Source organism: Micromonospora matsumotoense (genome assembly GCF_900091525.1).
GTDB lineage: Bacteria > Actinomycetota > Actinomycetes > Mycobacteriales > Micromonosporaceae > Micromonospora > Micromonospora matsumotoensis.
Window position 1 is genome coordinate 392,518 of sequence record NZ_FMCU01000004.1, and the last position, 17,256, is coordinate 409,773.

Consider the following 17,256-nt stretch of genomic DNA (forward strand, 5'->3'; position numbering starts at 1 on the left):
GACGTCGGCCGGCGGGGGTGGGCGCTCAGTCGGCGCGGCGCGGCGGCACACCGAGCGCGGCGCACGCCTGCTCGTACATCCGGACCACCTCCCGGCGGATCTCGGCCCGCTCGGTGAGCCGGTGGGCGAACGGGACCCGCACCGGCACCTCGATGTCGTCGAGGGTGACGGCGAAGTCCATCCCGTCGGCGTCCAGCCCGGTCACCCGCGCCCGGCTGGCGTCCGGGCAGCCACCGAGGGTACGGCAGATCAGCAACGAGTCCCCGGCGTGGTCGTCGTTCATGTGCCGGCTGACCGCCCCGACGACGTCGGCGTCGAACGGCTGCCCGGTCACGCCACCGCCTCCGTGATCTCCGGGCCGTCCGGCACGTGCCGGGCCAGGGCGGAGAAGACCGCCATGTTGTGCCGGTACGCCACCAGCACCTCGTCCAGCAGCGCCGCCTCGTCGGCCGCGCTCAACGGCAGGGCGTCCAACCGCGCCCGGTACGCCTCCTTGTACGCCTTCGGCCGGGTGATCCGGTCGAAGGCGTAGAAGGCCACCCCGGACCCGTCGGTCAACCCGTACCGCCGGGACACCGCCCGCCCGATGTACAGGCCCCCGGAGAGGTCACCCAGGTAGCGGGTGTAGTGGTGGGCGATGAACCGCACCGGGGAGGTGCCGCAGACGGCCCGGATCCGGTCGGCGTAGGCCACCGTCGCCGGGTGCGGCGCGGTGCGCAACGCCCAGTCCGGCCCGGCGAGCTGGGTCAGGTCCGCCTCCAGCGCGGGCAGTCGGGTCAGCGCGTCGTCGACGAAGCCACCGGCGAACGGGTCCGCGCGCATCGCCTCGGCGGCCGACTCCAACGCCTGGTAGAGGGCGTGGTGCTGCACCACCAGGTCGACGTAGCCGGCGATGTCCAGCTCGCCGGCGACCAGCGCGGAGACGTAGCGCTGGCTCTCGGCGGCGGAGTGGGCCCCCTGGGTGGCGGCCCGCAGCCGGGCCGAGAACGGCATGGGTGGTGTGTCCATCTATTCCTCCGTGAGGGGGACGTTCCGGGCCGGGCCCCGACGGCGGGGCACGACCAGCGGCAGGCGGGTGTCCGGGTGCGGCACGACCTCGATGTCGTGCCGGTAGACCTCGCTGAGCAGGGGCGCGGTCAGCACCGCGTCGGGCGGGCCGGCGGCCCGTACCCGCCCGTCGGCGAGCAGGGTGATCCGGTCCGCGTACGCCCCGGCCAGGGCGAGGTCGTGCAGCACCACCACGACCGCGTCGCCGGCGTCGGCACGGTCCCGGGCGATCCGCATGACGAGCTCCTGGTGGTGCAGGTCGAGGGCGGCGGTCGGTTCGTCGAGCAGCAGCACCCCGGTCTGCTGGGCCAGCACCCGGGCCAGGGCGGCACGGGCCTGCTCGCCCCCGGAGAGCGACGGGAAGGGGCGGGCGGCGAACCGGATCACGTCACAGCGTCGCATGGTCTCGGCGACGACCGCATCATCGTGGGCCTCCTCGGGGCGGCCGGCCCAGGGCACCCGGCCCATCCGGACCACCTCGACCACCGCGAACGGAAAGCTCAGGGCGCTGCTCTGGGTCAGCACCGCCCGACGCATCGCCAACTCCACGGCCGACCACTCGGCCAGCGGACGACCGTCCACCTCGACGGTCCCGGCGGCGAGCGGCAGGTCACCGCTGACGGCGGCCAGCAGGGTGGACTTGCCGGCACCGTTCGGGCCGAGCAGGGCGTGCAGTTCACCGGCGCGGATGGCGAGGTCGACCTGGTCGAGCACCGGTCGGCCGGCGCGCTCGACCCGGACCCCGGTGACCTGGACCCGGGTGCTGCCCGACGTCGTGGCGGTCGGCACCCGGGGCGCCGACCGACGGCCGAGCAACCGCAGCGGACCTCGCCGCCGACGTACGCGTTCGGTCATCACGGCCTCCCCGGGTGGGTACGGGTCGACGCCCCGCAGCCGTTCACGCCCAACCTCCGGCGCGGTCCCGGGTGCGCCGCAGCAGCCACAAGAAGGCGGGCCCGCCGACGATCGCGGACAGCACCCCCAACGGCAGCTCCTGGTAGTCGACGAGGGTCCGGGCGGCGAGGTCGGCGACGATGACGACGATCGCGCCCCCGAGGGCACTGGCCGGCAGCAGCAGTCGGTGCCCGGGGCCGGCGACCATCCGGACCAGGTGCGGCACGACCAGGCCGACGAAGCTGATGATGCCGGTGAAGGCGACCGCCGCCGCACCGAGCAGCGCGGTGACCACGATCATCCGGGTCCGCAACCGTTCCACGTCGACCCCGAGGTGGCGGGCGGACCGCTCGCCCAGGGCGAGCAGGTCGAGCCGGCGGGCGTCGGCGAGGGTGGCGAGCAGCCCGACCGCGAGGCAGGGCGCGGCCAGCGAGACCGCCGACCAGTTCGCCTGGGCCAGGCTGCCGAGGTTCCAGAAGGCGATGGCCTGCACGCCCGACTCGTCGGCGACGAACATCAGCAGCCCGATGGCGGCACCGGCGACGGCGTTGACCGCGACCCCGGTGAGCACCAGGGTGACCACCTCGGTCCGGCCACCGGAGCGGGCCAGCAGGTAGACCAGCCAGGCGGTGGCGAGGCCACCGGCGAACGCGGCGGCGGGCACCGTCCAGCCACCGAGGACGGTGACACCGGTGACGATGGCCAGCGCCGCGCCGACCGCCGCGCCCGCCGAGACGCCGATGATGCCCGGTTCGGCCAACGGGTTGCCGAACACCCCCTGCATCACCGCGCCGGCACAGCCGAGCGCGGCGCCGACCACGGCGGCGAGCGCGACCCGGGGGAAGCGGACCAGCCACAGCGCGCTCTCGCCGTGCGGGGCGGCGGGCCGGGGGCCGAGGTCCAGGCCGAGGCGGTGCAGCACCGAGCCGAGCACCTCGGCCGGGGCGACGGCCACCTGACCCCGGCCGGCGGCGATCAGGGCGACCAGCAGTAGGCCGGCGGTGAGCCCGGCGAGCAGGACCGGCCCGCGCCGGACCGGACGGCGGCGGTCCCGGCCGTCACCGGTGTCCCCGGTGGCCGGTCGGGTGTCGGTGGCGGTCATCGCGGGCCCCGGCAGTGCAGCGCGTCGGCCAGGGCCCGCACCACCCGGCCGGAGCGGGTGCCGAAGGTGAGCAGGACGCCGTCGTCCATGTCGATGACGCGGCGGGCGGCCCCGGCCGGGGTCTGCCCCACCCCGGGGAGCTTGAGCAGTCCGTCGACGCCGCCGACGGACTTCAGTCCACCGCTCATCACCAGCAGCACGTCCGGGGCCGCGTTGATCAGGCCCTCACTGGTCAGCGGGCGGAACTTCGCCAGGCCGATCGCGGTGCCGGCGTCCACTCCCCCGGCTGCCTCGATCATCGCGTCGGAGCCGGCGCCCCGCCCGCCGATCAGGTAGACCCCGGCGGTGCCGCGCAGATAGAGGAAGGCGACGCGGGGGGCCGGACCGTCGGGCGCCCCGGCGCGGGCGGCGGCGATCTCCCCCTCGATCCGGGTGACCAGCCGGTCGCCGGCCGCGCCGACACCGAGCGCCGCCGCGATGGCCCGGACGTGCCCGGGGACGGCGTCGAGGCTCTGCTCGGCGGCCACCAGGACCACCGGGATGCCGGCGGCGCGCAGTTGCCGCAGCGTCTCGGGTGGACCGATGCTGTCGTCGGCGAGGATCACCGTCGGGGCGAGGGCGAGCACCGCCTCGGCGGACAGGTCGTGCCCGGCCGGGGTGACCACCGGCAGGTGCGCGGCGGCCGGAAAGGTGGTGGAGGTGTCCCGGCCGACGACGTTGCCGCCGAGCCCGAGGCTGAACACGATCTCGGCGATCGAGCCGTAGAGGTTGACCGGCAGGATGCGCGCGGCGTCGGTGACCGTGCTGGCGATGCCGTCGGCGGAGGTGACGGTGACGGGCAGGGCCGGGGTCGGCGGCGGGTCCAGCGGGGTGACGTCGGTGTCGGGCAGGGTGGCGGTGACCGGGCCGCAGGACGTCGGTGTGGTCGACCGCGCCTCGGCCGCCGGATCGGTGCAGCCGACCAGGGCACCGGCGAGCAGCACCAGGACGAGCGGCAGCGCGCGCCGGGTCACGACGTGGCCCGGCGGCGACGGCGACGACGCAGGCCGGCGAGCAGCGCCACCCCGAGCAGGGGTACGACCAGCACGGCGAGCCACCAGCGGCCGGTGTCGGAGGCGGCGCTGACCCGGGTCACCTGCGCCTGGTCGGTCCGGCCCGCCTCATCGACCCCGCCGTCGGCCCCGGTAGGGACGCCCCCGGTGGGGCCGACGGCAGCCGACGCCGGGCCCGCGCCGGTGGGCGCGGCGACCGCGCCGGTCGGTGCCGCCGCCGGTGGCGTGGTCCGACCGGTGCTGCCGCCGACACCGGTCGTGGCCGGGGCGGCCGCGGTGGTACGCGCCGGAGCGGCCCCGGCGGCGAAGGTGATCGGCACCCGGACGTCCTGGGAACGGTCGGCGGTGCGGGTGTGGTCGGTCCGGGAGGCCACCACGCACCGGCGGACGGTGCAGTCCACGTCGCCGATGCGGGTGGCCACGGTGAGGCTGACCCGGAACGAGCCGCCGTCGCCGTACGGCACGGCCAGGCCCTCCCCGTAGGAGGGCGGGTTGGAGGAGATCCAGTGCGACGCGCCGGTGCTGCCGGTGGTGTCGGCCCCGCCGCCGCACGGGCTGGGGGCGACGCCGGCCCCGTTGTCCACACAGAAGGCGACGTAGATGCCCTTGGTGACGTCGTACCCGCTGCCGGCGACGGTCACCTTCGCCCCGGTGCGGCCCACCCCGGCGCTGGGGGTGACGGTGAGGGTCTGCCCGGCAGCGCCCCGACCGGTGCCGGCGTGGGCCGGCGTCGGCAGCACGCCGACACCGAGAGTGATCAGGGTGGCGATCAGAACGGCGCGACGCAGTGCTCGCATCAGGCTCCCCCCATGACGGATCGGGCCGGCTGACACACCGACCGTAGCTAAGGTTTGCCTAACCTAAGCGAGAGATCCGCAGTTCACAAGGGGTTCTTCGGATCAAGATCTTCAACCTGTCGCCCACTGTGCCCGATAGTTAGGTTTGCCTAACCTCAACCACTGTCCGTATTGGGCACAAGAGAGGGAGCAGCATGGTCAGATCCAGAACCGGTACCGGTCGGTGGCGGTCGGCGCGGTGGGCGGCGGTCGCCCTGCTCGGCGCATCGGCCGCACTCATCGGTGTCAGCCCCGCCCAGGCCGCCGGGACGGACATCCGCTCCGGCAGCCTGACCTGGGGTTTCAAGGCGTCGTTCCGCGCCTACGTCACCACCGGCAACGGCAACCCGCCGATCGCGGCCAGCGAGGGCGCCAGCATCAACAGCGACGGCACCTTCACCTTCCCCGCCAAGGGCGGCACGCACGACCCCGACACCGGCGCCATCGACGCCAGATACGGTGGGAAGATCGTCTTCTCGTACCCGGCGCACTTCTTCACCATCTCGTTGGCCAACCCGACGATCGTCGTCACCGGGGGCACCACGTCCGTCACGGCGGACGTCGACCTGCTCACCACCGCGGCCGAGCCGGTGTCGGTCCGGCAGGCCACCATCGCCACCATCGACGGCAAGCCCGGTGGCAGCGGTGGCACGGTGACCGCGACCAACCTGGCGGCGACGTTGACCGCCGAGGGCGCCTCGGCGTTCAACGGCTTCTACTCCGCCGGCTCCGCGCTCGACCCGCTGTCCTTCACCTTCTCCACCGGTGGCGGCAGCGGACCGACCGGGCCGGCGGTCGGCGTCACCCCGGCCACCGGGTTGGACCCGGCCGGGGCGACGATCACGGTCACCGGCAGCGGTTTCGACCCGGAGGCCAACGGGGCGGCGGGGATCTATGTCTCCTTCGGCCCCAAGGTCGACGAGCACTGGACGAACGCCGGTGTCCTCCAGGTCACCAAGTGGGTCAACAAGACGAACGAGCCGACCGAGGCCCGCGACCGCCTCAACGCCGACGGCACGTTCCGCACCACCCTGCCGATCAGCGCGGTGTACACCGACCGCACCGGCACGTCTGTCGACTGCACGAAGGTCCAGTGCTACGTGATCACCTTCGCCGCCCGTGGCGCGGCCGACCGGAGCCAGGACACCTTCACCCCGGTGACGTTCAGCCGTACCCCGGCCGGTGGCGGCCACGCCAGCCAGCAGATCACCACCACCGTCACCGGTGGCGCGCTGACCCTCGGCGTGACCGGTTCCTCGGTCACCCTGCCGGCGGTCAGCAACGGGCAGGTCACCAACGGGGCACTGAACGCCGCCACCGTGGCCGACCTGCGCGGCACCAACGCCGGCTGGAGCCTGGTCGGGCAGGTCGCCGACTTCGCCTCGGCCAGCGGCGGCGCCATCGCCGCCGACAACCTCGGTTGGACGCCGAGCGCCACCGTCGGCGTCGACGGTCTCGCCGGGGCCCCCGGCGTGGTCACCCCGGGCGTGCCCGCCGCGCCCGGTGCCGGCCTGGGCACGGCGCGTGCGCTGTGCACCTCGGCCACCGGCGCGAGCAACGGCACCTTCACCTGTGGCGCCCAACTCCACCTCGGAGTCCCGGCGTCCGCCCCGGCGGGCGACTACAGCGCGGTGCTGACCCTCACCCTCTCCTGATTCGGCACCACACCGGTGGGACGGGACCCGCTCCCGTCCCACCGGCCCGACCACTCCCCGGAGCCCGGCATGTCCCTGCGTACCGCCCTGTCCCGGACGAGCGCCGCCCTCGCCGCCGCGCTGCTCGTGGCGACCGCCCTGCCCGCGCCGGCCCACGCCGCGCCCACCCCCTCCCCCGGCCCCGCAGCCGGCGTCGGGGAGACCGGCGCGGCCCGCTGGGCCGTCCAGCCGTCCAGCGCCAAGGGCCCGACCGGGCGCAACTACTTCATCTACGACCTGGCCCCGGGCAGTACCCTGACCGACCACGTCGGCATCACCAACCTCGGCGACCGCCCGGTCACCTTCGCCGTGTACGGCACCGACGCGTACAGCGCCGCCGACGGCGCGTTCGCCCTGCTGCCGGCGGACCGGCGGGCCACCGACGTAGGCTCCTGGATCAGCGTCGACCGGCGCGAGTGGACGATCCCGGCGGGCAAGCGGGTCGACATCCCGTTCCGGCTCGCCGTGCCGGCCAACGCCACCCCGGGCGACCACACCGGCGGGGTGATCGGGGCGGTCGCCCGGGTCCGGACCACCGTCGACGGGCAGCGGGTCCTGGTCGACCAGCGACTGGCCGCCCGGGTCTACCTGCGGGTCAACGGCCCGGTCCGGCCGGCCGTCACCGTCGAGGCGGTCGACGTCTCCTACGACAACCCGGTCAACCCGTTCGCCGGTGGCGACGTGGTGGTCCGCTACCGGCTGCGCAACGACGGCAACGTCCGGCTCGGCGGCAGCGGCACGGTGACCGTCGACGCGCCCTTCGGATGGGAACAGGCCCGCACCTCCCCCACCGACCTGCCGGAGCTGCTGCCCGGGGCCACCTTCACCGTCACCGAGCGGATCACCGGCGTACCCCCGCTGCTGCGCCTGACCGCCGCGGTCGACATCGCGGCCACCAGCACGGACACCGCGCTGCCGCCGGTGGTCCGCGCCGCCGGGATCTGGGCTCCGCCGTGGCTGCTGCTGGCCCTGCTCGCCGTCGCGGCCGGTGGGGGCGGCCTGCGGTGGTGGCGACGGCGGGACGCGCCGACCGCCGGCCGGGTGACCACCCCGGGCCCCGCCGACGCCCCCGCCGGGCAACCGCCCGCCCCCAGCCCCGCCGATCAACGGCCGGCCCCGGGCTCCACCGGCGCTCCCGCCGATCAGCGAACCGCCCCGGGCCCCGCCGACGCCCCGGCCGCACCGCAACCGGCCGCCAAGGCTGCGTCGGGCGGTACGGCCGCCGGGCCGGTTCCGGGTGTCGACCCGCGCCCCGACGCCCGACGCCCCGACGCCTCATGACCCGACCGGTCCGCGCCGTCGTCCTGCTGGCCGTAGTCGCCGTCCTGACGACGCCGGCCCCCGGGGCAGCCGCCAAGGTCGATGCCACGGAGGGCGGCGGCGGTGGCGCGGCAGCCGCCGGACCGGGCGTCACCCTGCCCGCCGGAGCGCTGCGGGTCGGGCAGCGGGTGCTGGTCAGCCTCGACGGCTGGCCCGCCGGCACCGTCCAGATCGAGGTGTGCGGCAACGCCGCCCGGCGCGGAGCGCTCGACTGCGCGACCGGGGCCGCCACCCACGGTCAGGTGCCGCCGGTCGGCCGGGCCACCCTGCCGGTGCTGTTGGCCGCCCCGCCGGTGGCCTGCCCGTGCGTGCTGCGGGTCCGGACGCCGACCGGCACGGCCACCGCCGTCGCCGACCTGACGCTGGCCGGGGTGACCGCCCCGGCCGTCGCGCCGACCGCCCCGGCGGAGCTGACCCTGGTGGCGTTGCGGGCCGCCGACCGGTCCGGGCCGCGCGGGTGGTTCGGCCTGCCGGGCGTACTCGCGGTACGGATCACCGTGCACAACCCCGGCCCGCAGGAGATCACCGATCCTGCGTTCCAGCTGACCGTCGGGCCGCCCGGCCGGGCCCGGACCATCGTGGCCGCCCCGGCGGTGGGCACCATCGCCGCCGGGCAGACCCGGGAGTACCACGTCGCGGTGCCCACCGACGCGGCCCCGTTCGGCCGGTACGAGGTGGATGGTCGGATCGCGGTGCCCGGTCGGCCGCTCGCGTTCACCGTGTCGGCGGCCCGGCGGCCCTGGGGACTGCCGGTCGCCGCCGCCGTTCTCACGGTCGTGCTGCTGCTCGCCCGGCCGGCACGACGCCCACCGCCCGGCGCGACGCCGGCGGAACCCATCGACAAATAATCGCTTGCACAAATGGTGGTTTGCATTAGGGTGGGGCCGTGCCCACCGCCCCCGTACCCGTCGCACCCGGCCCGGATCTCGACGCGGCCTTCGCCGCGCTCGGCGACCCGGTCCGGCGTGCCCTGGTGGCCCGCCTCGCCCGTGGGGATGCCACGGTGGGGCAGCTCGCCGCGCCGTTCGACCTGACCCCGCAGGCCATCTCGCACCACGTCGGGGTGCTGCGCCGGTGCGGCCTGGTCGAGCAGCGACGCGAGGGCACCCGACGCCCCTGCCGGCTCAGGACCGATCAGCTCTCGCTGCTCGGCACCTGGATCGACGCGCAGCGGCGCACCTGGAACGACCGGCTCGACGCCCTGGAGCAACACCTCACCGACGACGGGGCGGCCCGGTGACCGCCGCGCAGCTGCGCGGCGACGAGCTGATCGCCCGACGGCAGCTCGCCGCGCCACCCGAGCGGGTCTGGGCCGCGTTCACCTCGCCGGCCGGCATCACCGCCTTCTGGGGCGGCTCGCACGCCGCCGTGCCACCCGGATCGGTGACCGTCGACCTGCGCCCCGGGGGAGAGTTCGCGCTCGACACCCGCGCGCCGGACGGCCGCAGACCCAACGCGACCTCGTCGCGGACTACTTCGCCGGGTTCCGGGCGAGCGACCACCCGCGCATCCTCGCGACCCTCACCGACGACGTCGAGTGGGTCATCCACGGGCACCGGACCACCCACGGCCGGGCGGAGTTCGACGGCGAGATCGAGAACCCGGCGTTCACCGGCAGCCCGGCGCTCGACGTCCACCGCGTCCACGAGGACGGCCCGGTCGTCGTCGTCACGGGCGAGGGCCGGGGCGTCAGCGTCGACCACGGGCCGTTCCGCTTCGCCTTCAACGACCTGTTCACCTTCCGCGACGGGCTGATCGCCCGGGTCGACTCCTACGTCGTCCCGCTGCCGTAAGGCGACGGGTCCCCGCCATACAAGAACCGGCACGCCGGGTGGGGCCGCTGTCCGGCCCCTTCTGCCGAGCGGCGGCTAGCGCGGGCCTGACCGGCCCGTGCGCTGCACCTGGGGCAGAACCTCGCCGGCAAGCCACTCCAACGCCGCATCCACCAGGCGACCGTCGATGGGCATCCACAGCGAGCACATCGACACCCCCGCGTCGGCGAGCCGGCCCAGGTCCTCGATGGCGCGATCAGGCGCTGTTGCTCGTAGTACCGCACCGAACGGGGGCTGACGCCGCAGTGGCGCGCGAGTTCTCCGATCCGCATGTCGCTGGTCCCCTTCCGCGCCTGGCGATGCTAGAACCCTGACATCAATGTCAAGGTCAAGTCATCGCGTGCGCGGCGGGACCGGACGTCGCGCGCAGGAAGGCGGGGTGGCCCCCTGACCGGGCCACCCCGCTACAACGCGCCCTACCGGCCGGGCGGGTACGACATCCCGCCCACCGGCCTTGGCCGGGCGCGGGTCAGAAGCGCGCCCAGTCGTCGGCGGCCGGCCGCCACACGTCGATGTTGCGCGGGTCCACCGCCATCCGCCGGGCCCGGTGCGTCTCGTGCTCCTCGGGGGTGAACACCCGGTGCCGGTCGCACAGCTCGTAGCGCGGCCCGTGCCGGGTGTCGTGCATGTAGAAGGCGATCGACGTCGAGGCCGAGTGGTTGACCAGGTCGGAGGCGATCGGGATCTGCTTGTACTGGGCCCGCGCCCGGCCGCGCATCACGTGGTCGAAGCTCTTCATCATGAAGCACAGGTGCGCGACGTAGAACTCGTTGTTGCGCTGGATCGCCAGGCTGTGGTGGTAGCGGTCCTCGCTGCGCAGGAAGACCGTGACGTCGCCGACGTGGTCGGACTCCTGGAAGCCGAGCACCGTGGTATAGAACGCCAGCGTCTCGTCGTACTTGTCGGTGGCCAGGAAGGGGTGCACCAGGTCCAGCGGGCGCAGCTCGATCAGCGGCGGCTCGGCGTACTCCTGGAACTCGGTGAACAGCTCGACGATCAGCCCGTTGGGGTCGCGGACGGCGAAGCCCCGCTGGACCAGGCCCTTGACCCGGTCGGCCAGCTCGAACACCTCGTGCCCGGCGGCGGTGACCCGCTCGCGCAGGTCGTCGAGGACCGCGTCGTTCTCGACGCTGAACCCGACCGCGGTGGTCCAGGACTCCGACCGGTGCGGCGCGGCGATCAGCTCGATGCTGTGATGTTCCAGGTCGGCGCGCAGGAACGCGTACTCGTCGTCGTGCTGCTCCAGTTGCAGCCCGACGTGGTACTGAAGGAACTCGATGGAGGCGGCCAGGTCGGGCACCTCGATCCGGGCGTACTCCATGCCGTACGGCCCACGGCGGCGGGCGGTGGCCTCGGTGGTCATCTGTGACCCCTCTCGATGGGCTGGGCGTCCCCGGCGGTGGGGAGACTGACGATGGCCTGACGCGCGACGACCGGCCGCCAGCGTTCCCGGACGAACCGCTCGTGCGAGTCGCTGTGCAGGTAGTCGAGCAGGTCCTGCTCGGTGGGGAACTCCACGACGAAGCCGTGGGTCATGCTGGTGTCCCGGGTGCTGACGTTGACCCCGCTGCGCCAATTACGCATCGCGGGATAGCGGCTCGGGAAGGTCTCCAGCTCGGCCAGGACGGACTCGGCCGCGCCGGGCGGCAGGTCGTCGCGGAACCGGAAGACCAGGATGTGAGTGATCATGGCGGGCCGGCTCAGAGGATGAAGCTGAGTCGGGCGCCGGGATCCATCGACTCCATCACCGGCACGGCCCGGCGCAGCCGGAACCGCAGCCCGTCCGGGTCGACCTTGAGCACATGCTCGTACCGGCCGACGTAGGTGTAGGCGCCGCCGTCGCGGTAGCGGTGGATGAGGAAGTTGGCGCTGATCCAGACGGTCTCCGCGCCGGCCTCCAACAGCAGCACGTTGGAGATCATCCGGTGGGTACGCGAGTGCGGATTCTCGGCGTGCGCCTTGCGGCTCTTGAGCCGCTTGACCCGGGCCTGGATCAGCTCGTAGTCGTCGGCGACGAAGTACCCGGCGGTGGTGGCGTCCCAGCCGGCCCAGTCGGTGGTCGGCACCTCCAGCCGGCCGCCCGGCTCGATCAGGGTGAGCCACTCGTCGAGTCGCCACTCGTCGAGCAGTTGGGCCTCCCGGTAGAGGAAGTCCTCCACCTCGGCCCGGGTCACCTCGCGCGACTCCACCTTGACCACTCCCCTGGGGCTACCGACCGTCGTTGACATCGCGCTCACTTGCCCGCACCACCCGAGGCGGGTCCGGCGGCGGGCGTACCGGCCGGCGGGTCGCCGGCCACGCTGGTGCTCGCCCCGACCACCTCGGCCCAGCGTCGCCAGAAGCTGCGCATCGCGCCCTCGTCGATCGAGCGGCCCTGGTTGCCCTGCTTCTCGTTGGCCATGCCCCGGGACATGTCGCTCCAGTCGTGCGCGGGGTCGACCGAGTCGGCGGTCGCCGTGATGCCGCGCTGCACCGCCTCGTACGCCTCGATGTCGTCGGGGGTGGCCAGGCCGCCCGGCCCGACGAAGCTGACCATCGTCTTGATCCGCAGCGCGCGGACCGACTCCGGCTCGCCGACCTCGACGAACTGCCAGGCCCGCACGTCGGTGCGGTCGGCGGCGACGGGTTCGAGCTGCCGGATGGTCAGCGCCTCCAGGTCGAACAGCAGCAGGTTGGGGAAGACGAACAGGATGCGGCTGGCGTCGGCCACCTCGGCGGCGAGTTCGGGGCCGAGACGGGCCTCCAGCTCGCGGCGCTTGGTGACGGTGCGGGTCTTCTCCTCGTCGCCGAAGCGGGGTTCCCACACCATCCCGATCCGGCCGTTGTGCCCGGTGAGCACGAGCAGCCCGTGGCCGCCGCCGAGGTCGTAGGCGTACTGGTCGTCGTCGGTGACGGCGAAACCGGTCTCGCGCAGGTAGCCGACGAAGGTGTTGTGGGTGGGGGCGAAGTGGTAGCCGTCCATCGCGTTCTCGACGGCCAGCTTCCAGTTGCCCTTCACGCTGTAGAGCTGCACGCCCGGCAGGGTGGTCATGCCGTGCTCGCCGATCTTGGCGGTCAGCGACATGTAGTGCGCGGCCGGGCCGAGGTGGGTCAGCAGGTCCGGCACGTCCGGGTCGAAGGCGACGAAGACGAATCCCTCGTGGATCTGGAGCCGGGCCACCTGCCGCAGGGCCATCGAGGCCCGGAAGGCCGGGTCGTCGGGGTACGCGTCGTCGCCGGGCAGCGCGGCCAGCTCGCCCGCGTTGCTGAACGCCCAGGCGTGGTAGAAGCACTGGAAGAACTTGGTGTTGCCCTCGCTGTGCCGGCACAGCACGGTGCCCCGGTGGGTGCAGGCGTTGAAGAAGGCCCGCACCTGGCCGTCGGCGTCCCGGCAGAAGATCAGCGGTCGACCGCCGAGGGTCCGGGTCTTGAAGTCCCCCGCCTTCGGAATCTCGGTCTCGTGGCCGAGATAGAGCCAGGTGTGGTTCCAGATCCGGTCGACCTCGGTCCGGAACACCTCCGGGTCGCGGTACGCCGAGCGGTGCACCCGGAACCGCAGCGCCTCCCAGTCCTCGTCGATCATCGCGCCGGCTGCACCGAGCGGACGTACCGGCGTCTGCTGCGCCATCACCTCACCGCCTTCTACGTCATGCGAGACAGCATCTCGCTACACGATGCTGCTACTCCGCCATGGCAACTGTCAAGAGCAGGGCAGACTCCGGCACCGGGTTACTCGCTGTTAATACGAACGCAACACGTGCCTGCTGATTCGCCGGCCACGATGCCCCACATCCGACTCGGCCCGGCCGATCCGCCCCACGGCGATCACCGGCCCCCGGATGCGGCCCGCGCACCCCGTCGCCGGCCGCCGGCCACCCGCACCGGGCAGCGCCGTCCCGTCGCACCGCCAGCCGGTGTCACCCCTCCCGGAGGATGTCATGCTCCAGCCGCACGATGGCCCGATCGGTGGAACCCACTACCTGCCCAGCACCCCGGACACCTGCCTGTGGGGCCGGCTGCCCAACCGGCGGCACGAGCCCGTGCTGCGGGTCGGCTCCGGCGAGACCGTGACCATCGACACGCTCAGCCACGAGGGGATCCTGGAGGACCAGGGGCGCGACCCCGTCGGCTACCTCAAGCAGTTCGACGTACCCACCGACCAGGTGCTCACCGACGCCCGCGACCTGGCCGCCTCCGACGTCGCCCACGACTACGACGCCGACGGCCCGCACGTGGTCACCGGGCCGATCACGGTGGCCGGGGCCGAACCCGGCGACCTGCTCCGGGTCGAGGTCGTCGACCTGCTCATCCGCGCCCCCTACGGCTTCATCAGCAGCCGGCACGGCTACGGCGCGCTGCCCGGGGAGTACCCGCTCACCCCGACCGACACCGGCCCGGACGGCGACGTTCCGCGGGAGTACGGCACCGTCAGCCACTTCACCCCGGTGGTCCACCACGGCGGCCGGTTGTTCGGCACCCTGCCGTACGGCGACGGTCGCGCGGCCCGCTTCCCCCTCGCGCCGTTCCTCGGCCTGATGGGCGTCGCCGTCGACACCGACGAGCCGGTCCACTCGGTGCCGCCCGGCGCCTTCGGCGGCAACCTCGACATCAACGAGTTGCAGGTCGGCTCGGCCCTCTACCTGCCGGTGCAGCTGCCCGGGGCGGGTTTCTACGCCGGTGACCCGCACTACGCCCAGGGCGACGGCGAGGTGGCGCTGACCGCCCTGGAGGCACCGCTGCGGGCCACCCTGCGGCTGTCAGTCATCCCCCGGGCGCAGGCCGGCCTGCTGCTCGGCGGGGTCGACGGGCCGTTCGGCGAGACCGCCACCCACTGGCTGCCGGTCGGCCTGCACAGCGATCTCGACGAGGCGATGCGGCGGGCCGTCCGGGCCGCCGTCGACTTCCTCGTCCGCACCCAGGGCATGCCCCCGCAGACCGCCCTGGCCTACCTCAGCGCCGCCGCCGACTTCGAGGTCAGCCAGGTCGTCGACGGGGTGAAAGGCATCCACTGCCTGATCCGCAAGGCCGACTTCCCGGCCCACTTCTGACCGGAGCGCGTGACGTCCCGGCCCGTGGCACCGTGCTGCGGGCCGGGACCGGGAGGTCGGCAGCGGACCCGGATCGACCGGGTGGCACCTCGGCGCCCGCCCGGCCGGTGCAGCCGCCGCCACGCCGCTGCCCCCGACCGGGACAAGCCGGGGGCAACGCGCGCAGCCGGCCGGAGCCGGGCCGCTCCCTCGCCGCAAACGGCACGACGGGCGGCAGAATCAGGACCGCAGGCGGGCAGGTCAGGCGGCGGTGGGCACCTCGGCGCGGCGCGGCGCGGCGGCCATCGCCCCCGGGCGGGTGACCGTGACCGCCGCCGCCCGGCTCGCCCACCGGGCCGCCTCGTCGATCGCCGCGCCGTCGAGCAGCGCGTCGGCCAGGGCGGCGCAGAAGGTGTCCCCGGCACCGGTGGCGTCCACCGCGTCGACCTGCTCCGCCGGCACCAGCCACTGCCGGTCGGTGGTCACCACCAGCGCGCCGTCGCCGCCGAGGGTCACCACCACCGGCCCCCGGGTGCCCAGCGAGCGGGCCATCGCGGCCAACCCGTCGACCCCGGCGTCCGTCGGTGGCGCACCGGCCAGGGCGGCCAGCTCACCCCGGTTGGGCACCAGCACGTCGACCCGGGCCAGGGTCGCCGGGTCGACCGGGCGGGCCGGGGCCGGGTTGAGCACCACCAGGCCCTCCGCCAGGCGTACCGCCTCGGCCACCACCGCGGCGTCGACCTCCTGTTGCAGCAGCACCGCCCGCGCCGACCCGAGCAGGTCCCGCAGCGGCGCGAGGTGCTCGGGCGCGAGCCACATGTTCGCCCCCGAGCTCACCGCGATGGTGCTGTCGCCGTCGGCGGTGACCAACACGATCGCCTGCCCGGTCGGCCGGGGGGCACGCAGCACCGATTCGGTGGCCACCCCCTCGGCGGCGATCAGCCCGAGCAGCCAGTCCCCGTCGGCGTCGATGCCGACCGCGCCGACCATCGCCACCCGGCGACCCAGCCGGGCGGCGGCGACCGCCTGGTTGGCGCCCTTGCCGCCGCCGGTGCGCCGGTGGTCGGCCGCGCCGAGCACGGTCTGACCGGGGGCGGGCAGCTCGTGCAGCGGCACCACCACGTCCACGTTGAGGCTGCCCACCACGACGATGTCGGTCATCACGGTCAGCCCTGTCCCGGACGCCAGGCGTGCGGCAGGAAGTCCGCCCGGGGCGGGGCGAAGACGTCCACGTTGATGCACGGGCCCTCGGTCGGTTCGATGTAGTGCGCCGCGCCGCGCGGCACCAGCAGCAGCGAGCCCGGCCCCATCGGGTGCGGCACGCCGTCGACGTAGTAGTTGCACCGGCCGCCGAGGATCAGCACCAGCTGGTCGAAGTCGTCGTGGTGGTGCGGGTTGAGGTCCATCCCGACGGCCAGCTCGTGCCAGGCGAAGAGGACCTCGTCGGTGGCGTACACCTTGCGGCGTACCCCCGGGCGGACCTCGGTGGCCGGGATGTCGTCCCAGTTGACCGAGATGCCGTACAGCTGCGCATTGAGCATGTGAACGCGTCCCTTCTCAGGCGGGTCAGGCAGGTGCGGCGAGCCGTCGCAGGCCGGCACCGAGCAGTTGCAGGTCCGAACCGACGACGAGGTACCGCGCGTCGGTCAGGCCGTAGCGGCCCAGCGCCCCGGCGGAGCGCTCGGCGACCCACCCGCCGAGAGCGGCCCCGGTCGCGCGGGCCGCGTCGGCGATGTCCCCGGTGCGCCGCAGCAACGGCCCCGGGTCGTCGGTGCTCGACAGGCCCAGGCTCACCGCCAGGTCGGTGGTGCCGACGAAGCCGACGTCCACCCCGGTCAGCAGGGCGGGCAACGGGTCGTCGGTGGTCGCCGTCTCGATCTGCGCCACCAGTACGGGCGGGTGCGCGGCCTCCGCCGCCAGGTACCGGTCCAGCCCGTCGCCGCCGTACCCGGCCGACGGGTGCGCCAGGCTGATGCTGCGCCGCCCGTGTGGGGCGTACCGGCTGGCCGCGCGCAGCGCCTCGACGTCGGCCCGGCGACGCACGGTCGACAGCTGCACCCCGACGGCCCCGGCCTCCAGCAGCCGGTTGACCTGGCCGGGGTCGACGGCCGGCACCCGGACCAGCGCCGGCAGGCCGGCCAGGGCGGCGAGCCGGAGCTGGTCGGTGGCGGTGCGCTCGTCCAGCCCGGAGTGCTCCAGGTCGACCACGACGAAGTCGACGCCGGCGCGGGCGGCCAGGGCGATCACGTCGGCACCGGGCAGCTTGACGAAGGTGCCGACGAGCTGCCCGCCGCCGCGCAGCACGGCCCGCAGCCGGGCGCGGGACCCGTGCACGCCGGCGGGCGGTGTCGGCTCGGCGGACGTCGACGCCTGCGTCGACCCGGCGGGCATCGACGCCGCACTACCCGGCGTCGACCCGGTGGACGTCGACGCCGCGCTCCCCGGCTGCGGCTCGGCGGCGGACATCAGCGCG

General features: G+C 74.4%; 20 protein-coding genes and 1 pseudogene. 7 read left to right on the forward strand and 14 right to left on the reverse strand.

Annotated features, from left to right (window positions below; all coding sequences use genetic code 11):
* Positions 1 to 25: 25 nt before the first annotated feature.
* The 6 genes from GA0070216_RS11395 to GA0070216_RS11420 are packed head-to-tail and all read right to left on the reverse strand — an operon-like array spanning position 26 to position 4,892.
* Positions 26 to 334, reverse strand: coding sequence for a DUF2470 domain-containing protein (locus tag GA0070216_RS11395; protein WP_245722435.1), 309 nt, complete (start codon positions 332 to 334; stop codon positions 26 to 28).
* Positions 331 to 1,008, reverse strand: a complete 678-nt coding sequence (locus tag GA0070216_RS35395; RefSeq protein WP_245722436.1) for a biliverdin-producing heme oxygenase — start codon at positions 1,006 to 1,008, stop codon at positions 331 to 333. The genes GA0070216_RS11395 and GA0070216_RS35395 overlap by 4 nt, the downstream gene beginning before the upstream one ends.
* On the reverse strand, positions 1,009 to 1,902 hold the full coding sequence (locus tag GA0070216_RS35400) for a heme ABC transporter ATP-binding protein (RefSeq protein ID WP_091243608.1): 894 nt from the start codon (positions 1,900 to 1,902) through the stop codon (positions 1,009 to 1,011). It abuts the gene before it with no gap.
* Positions 1,903 to 1,945: 43 nt separating this feature from the next.
* Positions 1,946 to 3,043, reverse strand: coding sequence for a FecCD family ABC transporter permease (locus tag GA0070216_RS11410; protein WP_091243611.1), 1,098 nt, complete (start codon positions 3,041 to 3,043; stop codon positions 1,946 to 1,948).
* Positions 3,040 to 4,056 carry a heme/hemin ABC transporter substrate-binding protein gene (locus tag GA0070216_RS11415; RefSeq protein WP_245722437.1) on the reverse strand — a complete coding sequence of 339 codons (1,017 nt, stop codon included), beginning with the start codon at positions 4,054 to 4,056 and terminating at the stop codon, positions 3,040 to 3,042. The genes GA0070216_RS11410 and GA0070216_RS11415 overlap by 4 nt, the downstream gene beginning before the upstream one ends.
* On the reverse strand, positions 4,053 to 4,892 hold the full coding sequence (locus tag GA0070216_RS11420) for a hypothetical protein (RefSeq protein ID WP_091243614.1): 840 nt from the start codon (positions 4,890 to 4,892) through the stop codon (positions 4,053 to 4,055). Before GA0070216_RS11420 ends, GA0070216_RS11415 begins: the two co-directional genes overlap by 4 nt.
* A gap of 194 nt (positions 4,893 to 5,086) precedes the next feature.
* Here GA0070216_RS11420 and GA0070216_RS11425 point away from each other — a divergent pair, with 194 nt between their 5' ends.
* The 6 genes and pseudogenes from GA0070216_RS11425 (at position 5,087) to GA0070216_RS11450 (ending at position 9,738) form a co-directional block, all read left to right on the forward strand.
* Complete coding sequence (locus tag GA0070216_RS11425) at positions 5,087 to 6,586, forward strand: HtaA domain-containing protein (RefSeq protein ID WP_091243619.1); 1,500 nt, start codon at positions 5,087 to 5,089, stop codon at positions 6,584 to 6,586.
* A 69-nt stretch (positions 6,587 to 6,655) separates the two neighbouring features.
* A complete protein-coding gene (locus GA0070216_RS36065) occupies positions 6,656 to 7,906 on the forward strand; it encodes a WxL protein peptidoglycan domain-containing protein (protein WP_091243989.1) in 1,251 nt (416 codons plus the stop codon).
* Positions 7,903 to 8,793: a hypothetical protein gene (locus GA0070216_RS11435; RefSeq protein ID WP_091243622.1), complete on the forward strand. Its 891-nt coding sequence runs from the start codon at positions 7,903 to 7,905 to the stop codon at positions 8,791 to 8,793. The genes GA0070216_RS36065 and GA0070216_RS11435 overlap by 4 nt, the downstream gene beginning before the upstream one ends.
* Before the next feature lie 38 nt (positions 8,794 to 8,831).
* On the forward strand, positions 8,832 to 9,185 hold the full coding sequence (locus GA0070216_RS11440; protein ID WP_091243624.1) for an ArsR/SmtB family transcription factor: 354 nt from the start codon (positions 8,832 to 8,834) through the stop codon (positions 9,183 to 9,185).
* Positions 9,182 to 9,337 (forward strand): annotated as a pseudogene (locus tag GA0070216_RS35410) (SRPBCC family protein); the annotation flags it as partial. The gene GA0070216_RS11440 and the pseudogene GA0070216_RS35410, both read left to right, overlap by 4 nt.
* Before the next feature lie 116 nt (positions 9,338 to 9,453).
* On the forward strand, positions 9,454 to 9,738 hold the full coding sequence (locus tag GA0070216_RS11450; RefSeq protein ID WP_245722451.1) for a nuclear transport factor 2 family protein: 285 nt from the start codon (positions 9,454 to 9,456) through the stop codon (positions 9,736 to 9,738).
* Here GA0070216_RS11450 and GA0070216_RS35000 read toward each other — a convergent pair.
* From GA0070216_RS35000 to GA0070216_RS11475, 5 genes are all read right to left on the reverse strand, one after another.
* Positions 9,717 to 10,049 (reverse strand): MerR family transcriptional regulator, encoded by a 333-nt coding sequence (locus GA0070216_RS35000; RefSeq protein ID WP_091243626.1) that lies wholly within the window; start codon positions 10,047 to 10,049, stop codon positions 9,717 to 9,719. The genes GA0070216_RS11450 and GA0070216_RS35000 overlap by 22 nt on opposite strands.
* A 197-nt stretch (positions 10,050 to 10,246) precedes the next feature.
* Complete coding sequence (locus GA0070216_RS11460) at positions 10,247 to 11,140, reverse strand: VOC family protein (protein ID WP_091243627.1); 894 nt, start codon at positions 11,138 to 11,140, stop codon at positions 10,247 to 10,249.
* Positions 11,137 to 11,466: a Dabb family protein gene (locus GA0070216_RS11465; protein ID WP_091243629.1), complete on the reverse strand. Its 330-nt coding sequence runs from the start codon at positions 11,464 to 11,466 to the stop codon at positions 11,137 to 11,139. The genes GA0070216_RS11460 and GA0070216_RS11465 overlap by 4 nt, the downstream gene beginning before the upstream one ends.
* Positions 11,467 to 11,477: 11 nt before the next feature.
* Positions 11,478 to 12,005 (reverse strand): aromatic-ring-hydroxylating dioxygenase subunit beta, encoded by a 528-nt coding sequence (locus tag GA0070216_RS11470; protein WP_091243992.1) that lies wholly within the window; start codon positions 12,003 to 12,005, stop codon positions 11,478 to 11,480.
* 5 nt (positions 12,006 to 12,010) lie between these two features.
* The gene (locus GA0070216_RS11475; RefSeq protein WP_091243631.1) at positions 12,011 to 13,384 is read right to left on the reverse strand and encodes an aromatic ring-hydroxylating oxygenase subunit alpha; all 1,374 of its coding nucleotides are present in this window, start codon (positions 13,382 to 13,384) and stop codon (positions 12,011 to 12,013) included.
* Positions 13,385 to 13,694: 310 nt separating this feature from the next.
* Between GA0070216_RS11475 and GA0070216_RS11480 the strand changes: the two genes are divergently transcribed.
* A complete protein-coding gene (locus tag GA0070216_RS11480; RefSeq protein ID WP_091243633.1) occupies positions 13,695 to 14,804 on the forward strand; it encodes an acetamidase/formamidase family protein in 1,110 nt (369 codons plus the stop codon).
* Between the two features lie 240 nt (positions 14,805 to 15,044).
* Here the strand turns inward: GA0070216_RS11480 and GA0070216_RS11485 are convergent, their stop codons facing one another.
* Genes GA0070216_RS11485 through GA0070216_RS11495 form a run of 3 tightly spaced genes read right to left on the reverse strand, consistent with a single transcriptional unit; the run spans position 15,045 to position 17,249 of the window.
* On the reverse strand, positions 15,045 to 15,944 hold the full coding sequence (locus GA0070216_RS11485; protein ID WP_091243635.1) for a ribokinase: 900 nt from the start codon (positions 15,942 to 15,944) through the stop codon (positions 15,045 to 15,047).
* 5 nt (positions 15,945 to 15,949) lie between these two features.
* A complete protein-coding gene (locus GA0070216_RS11490; protein WP_091243637.1) occupies positions 15,950 to 16,324 on the reverse strand; it encodes a cupin domain-containing protein in 375 nt (124 codons plus the stop codon).
* A 25-nt stretch (positions 16,325 to 16,349) separates the two neighbouring features.
* Positions 16,350 to 17,249 carry an aldolase/citrate lyase family protein gene (locus GA0070216_RS11495; RefSeq protein WP_091243639.1) on the reverse strand — a complete coding sequence of 300 codons (900 nt, stop codon included), beginning with the start codon at positions 17,247 to 17,249 and terminating at the stop codon, positions 16,350 to 16,352.
* Positions 17,250 to 17,256: the final 7 nt, after the last annotated feature.